6 protein-coding genes are annotated in these 7,990 nt (G+C 39.9%); all 6 read left to right on the forward strand.

Features of this window, described 5'->3' with window-relative positions:
- The first annotated feature begins 72 nt into the window (after positions 1–72).
- The 6 genes from yaaA (at position 73) to ACYP5M_RS15860 (ending at position 7,623) form a co-directional block, all read left to right on the forward strand.
- On the forward strand, positions 73–285 hold the full coding sequence (gene yaaA, locus ACYP5M_RS15835; RefSeq protein ID WP_034316192.1) for a S4 domain-containing protein YaaA: 213 nt from the start codon (positions 73–75) through the stop codon (positions 283–285).
- A gap of 21 nt (positions 286–306) precedes the next feature.
- Positions 307–1,425, forward strand: coding sequence for a DNA replication/repair protein RecF (gene recF / locus ACYP5M_RS15840; protein ID WP_048687943.1), 1,119 nt, complete (start codon positions 307–309; stop codon positions 1,423–1,425).
- 12 nt (positions 1,426–1,437) lie between these two features.
- Positions 1,438–1,701, forward strand: coding sequence for an extracellular matrix regulator RemB (remB, locus tag ACYP5M_RS15845; RefSeq protein WP_101223983.1), 264 nt, complete (start codon positions 1,438–1,440; stop codon positions 1,699–1,701).
- Between the two features lie 74 nt (positions 1,702–1,775).
- Positions 1,776–3,701: a DNA topoisomerase (ATP-hydrolyzing) subunit B gene (gyrB, locus tag ACYP5M_RS15850; RefSeq protein WP_063577547.1), complete on the forward strand. Its 1,926-nt coding sequence runs from the start codon at positions 1,776–1,778 to the stop codon at positions 3,699–3,701.
- A gap of 97 nt (positions 3,702–3,798) precedes the next feature.
- On the forward strand, positions 3,799–6,351 hold the full coding sequence (gyrA, locus tag ACYP5M_RS15855; RefSeq protein ID WP_459735238.1) for a DNA gyrase subunit A: 2,553 nt from the start codon (positions 3,799–3,801) through the stop codon (positions 6,349–6,351).
- A 261-nt stretch (positions 6,352–6,612) separates the two neighbouring features.
- Complete coding sequence (locus ACYP5M_RS15860) at positions 6,613–7,623, forward strand: HD-GYP domain-containing protein (protein ID WP_459735242.1); 1,011 nt, start codon at positions 6,613–6,615, stop codon at positions 7,621–7,623.
- The last annotated feature ends 367 nt before the right edge of the window (positions 7,624–7,990 follow it).

Raw genomic sequence — 7,990 nt, forward strand, 5'->3', positions numbered from 1 at the left:
TACTTTGTCTTAATGGGATTAATTTAGTAAAATGAAATATTAAAGACTACTTAGAAATGAGTGAGGCATGAAATGGACTCCATAAAAATCAATACTGAATATATTACGCTTGGACAATTCCTGAAATTGGCCGATTTAATCCAAAGCGGCGGAATGGCGAAATGGTTCTTAAGTGAATACGAGGTTTACATTAATGGCGAATTAGACGTGAGAAGAGGCAGAAAATTAAGATCAGGTGATAAAATAGAGATTCCTGGATTTGGCACCTACACAATTACAAGCTAAAACATAAGGGAAGAGCGGAATATGTATATTGAAAATATAAGTTTGAAAAATTACCGCAACTATACCGAATTGAATCTGACTTTTGAGAATAAAGTCAATGTAATCCTCGGCGAAAATGCTCAAGGAAAAACAAATGTCATGGAATCTATTTTTGTTTTAGCAATGGCAAAATCTCATCGCACCTCAAATGATAAAGAACTTATTCGCTGGGATGAAGAGTATGCTAAAATAGAGGGAAGAGTTAGAAAGAGAAATACCTCAATACCACTTGAGCTGACCATTTCAAAAAAAGGGAAAAAGGCGAAGTGCAACCATATTGAACAAAGAAAGTTAAGTCAATATGTCGGAAATATGAATGTGGTCATGTTTGCGCCTGAGGATCTAAACCTTGTAAAGGGAAGTCCTCTAGTCAGACGCCGTTTTATAGATATGGAAATTGGCCAGGTTTCTCCCGTATACCTTCATGATATGAGCCAATATCATAAAATACTTCAACAAAGAAATCATTACTTAAAGCTTCTGCAGACCCGAAAACAAACGGATACGACGATGCTTGACGTGCTGACCGATCAATTTATTCAGTATGCAGCGAAAATTGTCGAAAGAAGATACGAGTTTCTTTTAAAGCTCCAGCAATGGGCAGAGCCGATTCATTCGGGGATCTCCAGAAATCTAGAAGTATTGAAAATCCAATATAAACCGTCGCTTGATGTATCAGAATCTATGGATTTGACGAAAATGATAGAAGTATACACAGAAAAATTTGATAAAATAAAAACAAGGGAAATTGAACGGGGTGTAACACTGGTAGGTCCTCATCGTGACGACCTGGTTTTTTTTGTGAATGACCGGGATGTCCAGACATACGGTTCACAAGGACAACAGCGAACGACGGCCCTGTCTTTGAAACTTGCCGAAATTGAGCTGATCCATGAAGAAATCGGCGAGTATCCCATTTTATTATTGGATGATGTGTTATCGGAACTTGACGATTTCCGCCAATCCCATTTACTGAATACAATACAAGGGAAAGTGCAAACATTCGTGACGACACCCTCCGTTGATGGAATCGATCATCAAACCCTAAGAGAAGCGTCCACCTTTTATGTTAGTCAAGGAAGTATAAAAAAGGTTAAATGATGAGGTGAATGTATGTATCTCCATATTGGTGAAGACATTCTTGTGAAAACGGACGATGTCATAGCCATTTTAGATAAGAAGCTGCTTCAGGCCTCTCCAATCATGAGTGAATTTTTGGAGAAAAAGTCTGATGTAACTTACCATTTAGCAAAAAACTCGGTTAAATCGATTGTAGTGACGGACAAACAGGTATATTATTCACCGCTTGCGTCGTCCACTTTGAAAAAGCGTTCACTGCAGCCATCGCTCTTAATCGATGATATAGATATTCTTTGAATTGTAGCTAAACGTATAATTACTCCTGAAAATTGATAAATGCCAAAAGAAAAGTGTAGGTGATACGTATGACAATGGAACAAAAAGAAGTACAAGCTCAGGCATACGATGAGAATCAGATACAGGTTTTAGAAGGCTTAGAAGCAGTTCGTAAACGTCCGGGGATGTATATCGGCACTACCTCTGCAAAAGGACTTCACCATCTTGTTTGGGAAATTGTCGATAATAGTATTGATGAGGCACTGGCTGGTTTCTGTACGGAAATCAAAGTGACGATCGAAGAAGACAATAGCATAACCGTAGTCGATAATGGTCGGGGAATTCCAGTGGGGATCCATGAAAAAATGGGACGCCCAGCTGTAGAAGTAATCATGACGGTCCTTCATGCGGGCGGTAAATTTGGCGGCGGAGGTTATAAGGTCTCCGGCGGTCTGCATGGTGTGGGGGCATCAGTAGTTAATGCCTTATCCACGGTATTGGAAGTTTACGTTCATCGTGAAGGTAAAATCCATTATCAGCAATTTAACCGCGGTATCCCAAAGGAAGATTTGAAAATCATCGGGGAAACCGATCATACCGGAACGACTGTACACTTCATTCCTGATGGTGAAATCTTCACGGATACCTTGGAATATGACTTTGATACATTAGCCACACGAATCCGTGAGCTTGCATTCCTGAATAAAGGGTTGAAGCTGATCATTGAAGATAAACGTGAAGAAGAAGAAAAAATCAGGGAGTTCCACTATGAGGGCGGTATCAAATCTTATGTTGAGCATTTGAACCGTTCTAAAGAGGTATTGCATGAGGAACCGATTTTCATGGAAGGCGAGAAAGATGGAATTTCCGTTGAATTGGCTTTGCAATATAATGACAGCTATATCAGCAATGTCTTTTCTTTTGCCAATAATATTCATACCTATGAAGGCGGTACACATGAATCGGGATTCAAGACTGCTTTGACCCGTGTCATCAATGATTATGCACGGAAAAATGGTCTTTTAAAAGAAGCGGATGCCAATTTCTCAGGTGAAGATGTCCGGGAAGGTTTAACGGCAATCATTTCGATTAAGCATCCTGATCCGCAATTTGAAGGTCAGACGAAAACCAAACTCGGAAACTCTGAGGTAAGAACGGTTACTGATTCCATTCTTTCGGAACGACTTGATGCCTTCTTATACGAAAATCCTGCCGTGGCCCGAAAAATAGTAGATAAAGGGCAAATGGCAGCGAGAGCCCGAATGGCTGCGAAGAAAGCACGTGAATTGACCCGGAGGAAAAGTGCTTTGGAAGTATCCAATCTACCAGGTAAATTGGCAGATTGTTCTTCTAAGGACCCGAGTATCAGCGAATTATACATCGTTGAAGGAAACTCTGCGGGAGGATCGGCAAAACAAGGGCGGGACCGCCATTTCCAAGCTATCTTGCCGCTAAGGGGTAAAATCCTGAATGTTGAAAAAGCGCGATTGGACAGAATCCTGCATAATGAAGAAATAGGTACGATCATCACAGCACTTGGAACAGGCATTGGTGATGAATTCAATACTGAAAAAGCCAGATACCATAAAATTGTTATCATGACCGATGCGGATGTGGATGGTGCCCATATCAGAACACTGATGTTGACATTCTTCTACCGGTATATGCGAAAAATCATCGAGTATGGATATATATATATTGCTCAGCCGCCACTTTTCAAGATTCAGCAAGGGAAAAAAGTGGATTATGCTTATAATGACCGCGAGCTTGAAGAAATCATGGCAAGTTTGCCAAGTACTCCAAAGCCTAACCTGCAGCGTTATAAAGGGCTGGGGGAAATGAATCCGGAGCAATTGTGGGAAACGACCATGAACCCAGAAACGAGAACGCTGCTTCAAGTCAGTTTGAAAGATGCTGCCGAGGCAGATGAAACTTTCGAGATGCTGATGGGCGACAAGGTCGAGCCGCGACGTAACTTCATTGAAGAAAATGCAATTTATGTAAAAAATCTTGATATCTGATTTTTTGACAGGATGCTTTTTACATCCTGTTCTTTACATAGTGCACGAACAGTTAAATTTAAATGAGAGTATAAGCTTTTAATAGGAGGTTGGCTCCATGTCAGAAAATGAAAGATCAGGTGTAAAAGAAATAAATATAAGTACCGAGATGCGGACATCGTTTTTGGATTATGCGATGAGCGTTATCGTGTCGCGGGCTTTGCCTGATGTAAGGGACGGTTTGAAACCGGTACACCGAAGAATTCTTTATGCAATGAACGATCTTGGAATGACTTCGGATAAACCATTTAAGAAATCAGCCCGTATTGTCGGGGAAGTCATCGGTAAATATCACCCGCATGGTGATTCGGCAGTATATGAAACGATGGTACGGATGGCGCAGCCTTTTAACTATCGCTATATGCTTGTAGATGGACATGGGAATTTCGGTTCGGTCGATGGTGACCAAGCTGCCGCAATGAGGTACACCGAAGCGAGAATGTCTAAAATCTCGATGGAGTTACTCCGCGATTTAAATAAAGATACGGTCAATTTCCAGGATAACTACGATGGTTCAGAAAGAGAACCAGCCGTCATGCCTGCCCGGTTCCCGAACTTGTTGGTGAATGGTTCATCAGGAATAGCGGTAGGAATGGCAACCAATATTCCGCCCCATCAATTAGGTGAGGTAATTGACGGCGTATTGGCTTTAAGTAAGAATCCTGAAATTACAATTCCAGAGTTGATGGAATATATTCCTGGTCCGGACTTTCCGACAGCCGGTTTGATTTTAGGGAGAAGCGGAATCAGAAAGGCCTATGAAACCGGTAAAGGGTCAATCATTCAACGGGCGAAAGTCGAGATTGAAGAGAAACCGAATGGTAAACAGGTAATCCTTGTTAAGGAAATCCCTTATCAAGTGAATAAAGCAAGATTGATTGAAAAAATTGCAGAACTTGCCCGAGATAAGAAAATCGAAGGCATCACCGACTTACGCGATGAATCGGATCGCAATGGCATGCGTATTGTCATGGAGCTTCGAAAGGATGTTAATGCGAATGTCCTTTTAAACAACCTGTATAAGCATACCGCGATGCAGACCACCTTCGGAATCAATCTGCTTGCTTTGGTGGACGGTCAGCCAAAGGTGCTGAATTTAAAACAATGCCTACGCTACTACTTGGAGCATCAGCAGGTAGTCATACGTCGCAGGACTGAATTTGAACTGCGGAAAGCGGAGGCCCGTGCCCATATTTTAGAAGGTTTGCGTATTGCACTTGATAATTTGGACGCAGTCATCTCGTTGATCCGCAGTTCCCAAACGACAGATATTGCCCGTGAAGGCTTAATGACACAATTCTCACTTTCCGAAAAACAGGCGCAAGCTATCCTGGATATGCGTTTACAGCGCTTGACAGGTCTGGAACGTGAAAAAATTGAAGATGAATATCAGGCATTAATGGCTATAATTGCAGAATATAAAGCAATTCTTGCTGATGAGGAAAAGGTTCTTGAAATTATCCGTGAAGAACTTCTTGAAATTAAAGAACGTTTTGATGATAAACGGAGAACTGAAATCACATTAGCCGGCTTTGAAAGCCTGGAAGATGAAGATTTAATCCCAGAGGAAAATATAATCGTGACACTTACGCATAACGGTTATATTAAACGCTTGCCTGCAACCACATACCGCAGTCAAAAACGCGGGGGGCGCGGAATACAGGGTATGGGCACGAATACAGATGACTTTGTCGGTCACTTGTTAACCACTTCGACTCATGACACTCTATTATTCTTCACCAACAAAGGTAAAGTCTATCGTTCAAAAGGATATGAAATACCTGAATATGGCAGGACGGCAAAAGGATTGCCGCTTATCAACCTGTTGGAAGTCGATAAAGGCGAGTGGGTCAATGCAATCATACCTGTGAAGGAATTTGCGGACGATTGGTATTTATTCTTTACGACCAGACATGGGATATCAAAGCGTACACCTTTATCGTCTTTTGCAAATATCCGTAATAACGGTTTAATTGCCCTTGGTTTACGTGAAGATGATGAATTGATCTCTGTCCGACTTACGAATGGAGAGAAACAGATCATAATTGGAACGAAGTCCGGTATGATGATTCGTTTCCCTGAGACGGATGTACGGACAATGGGACGTACTGCAGCGGGAGTAAAAGGGATTTCCTTAGGGACGAATGATGAAGTTGTCGGAATGGAAATTCTTGAAGATGATGAAGAAGTCCTGATCGTTACGAAAAACGGCTATGGAAAACGGACCTCTGCGGAAGAATACCGTATTCAAAGCCGTGGAGGAAAAGGAATAAAAACATGTAATGTCACTGAGAAAAATGGTGAACTTATAGCTGTGAAAACAGTTACGGGTGTAGAGGAAGATTTAATGCTGATTACAGCAGCTGGTGTATTGATCCGAATGGAAGTCGAAGGCATTTCTAAAACGGGCCGTAATACACAGGGTGTTAAGCTCATCCGACTCGAATCCGCAGATAATGAATATGTTTCGACGGTTGCCATCGTAGGAAGGGAAGAAGAAGAAGAAAAAGACCTGGAAATAGAAACGGTCACGACTCTAGATCCGGATTCTGATCCTGAACCTACCGTAATTGAAGAAAATGAAGAAACTGAAAAAGATACGGAAGAATAATCTTTTCATAAAAAAAGGGGTTCGGAATTTTAATTCTGAAGACCGTAAAAAAACTGTAGACCCAGCAATTAAGCTGGGTCTTTTTTTTGCGCATTAGCGGATTTCAAAATGATAATATGGGTAAAAAGACTCTTTAGTTTCGCATAATCTTGCTAATAAATTGAATTTTTTTAGGTATTTAATCATAATAAAGATAGTTTTTACCATGTTTTTCAAGTAAAATGATACTCATTAATACTACCGAGGTGAAACGTTTTGCTAGTGAAAACTCGCTATTTAATTGAAGGCTGCATCCTCTCGAAAGAAATTAGAGGTCTTTCGAACCACCCCATTATGTATGAAAAAACAATATTGACCAAGCGATTGATTGAGGCTTTGCAAGCCTTTTTAATAACAGTGGTAAGCGTTGAAAAAACTTTGATTGATGGAAAGAAATTTCTGCCGAAAGAAGTAATGGATCCAGAATTGGATGAAATCGAAGAGTCATTGGATTTTACGGATTTGTATCTTAAGTCAGTAGAAACATATAAACGATTATTTAAAAATTGGCAGGCGGGCAGTAAAGTCGAGGTGGCCATGATTCGTTTAATCATGATTCCCCTTATTTATAAGGCTTTAGAGGAACCAGGAAACATTTTGATGCTGCACCACTATTGCACTAAAGAAGAATATGTATATCATCATGCCATTTCCATTGGATTGATAGGAGGATATATTGCATATAAAATGAAATGCAATATGGCTGATGTCTACCAAGCGGCAATTGGCGGATGTCTGGCAGATTGCGGGATGGCAAAGCTGTCACCAAGGTTATTAAATAAAACGGAAAGCCTGACAGCGGATGATTATGAGGAGATACATGCTCATCCTATTTTTAGCTATAAGATGATTAAAGATAGTTCAAGCATAAAGGATAGTGTGAAGTTAGCCGTTCTAGAGCATCATGGAAGGTTAGATGGAACGGGTTATCCCAAAAGATTGAAAACAAAGCCCATGAATCTATTCTCAAAAATCATTGCTGTTGCAGATGTATTTTACGCCATGACTTCCGAAAGGACATATAGAAAGAAACAATCACCGTTTAAGGTATTGGAGATGATCTTACATGATGACTTTGGTAAATTCGATATTGGGGTAGTTAAAACCTTGTTATCAAGCTTCGCTAATTTTTCCATAGGAAGCATGGTCAAACTGAACAATGGATTCATCGCTGAAATCATTTTTATTGATGCCGTCTCGAAAAACAAAACCGGTCATAAAGGTGATGGATAGTGGACAAATAATCAATTTAGGGATTAATCGTGAATTATATATAGAAGAAATACTATAAAGTTCAAAGAAAAAGTTTACTCTTAAAATGTATGCTTTTTCTTCTTGATTAGGTGTACAGTCATAGGATTTGAAATCTATGAATTCATGTATATTATTTATTTTAAAATAACTATTGCTTTTATTCCTGATACTAGATATAATAACTAAGTCGACAGCGAAAGAAAAAAAGTTGTTGACAAAAAATAATATAGTTGATATATTATTAAAGTCGTTTCCAAACGAACGACGATAAATTGCTCTTTGAAAACTGAACAAAACAAAGCGCCAACGTTAAATTTTAAGTGAGCACACACTATCAAAAAAGCAA

The sequence above is a fragment of the Peribacillus sp. N1 genome (assembly GCF_054600815.1).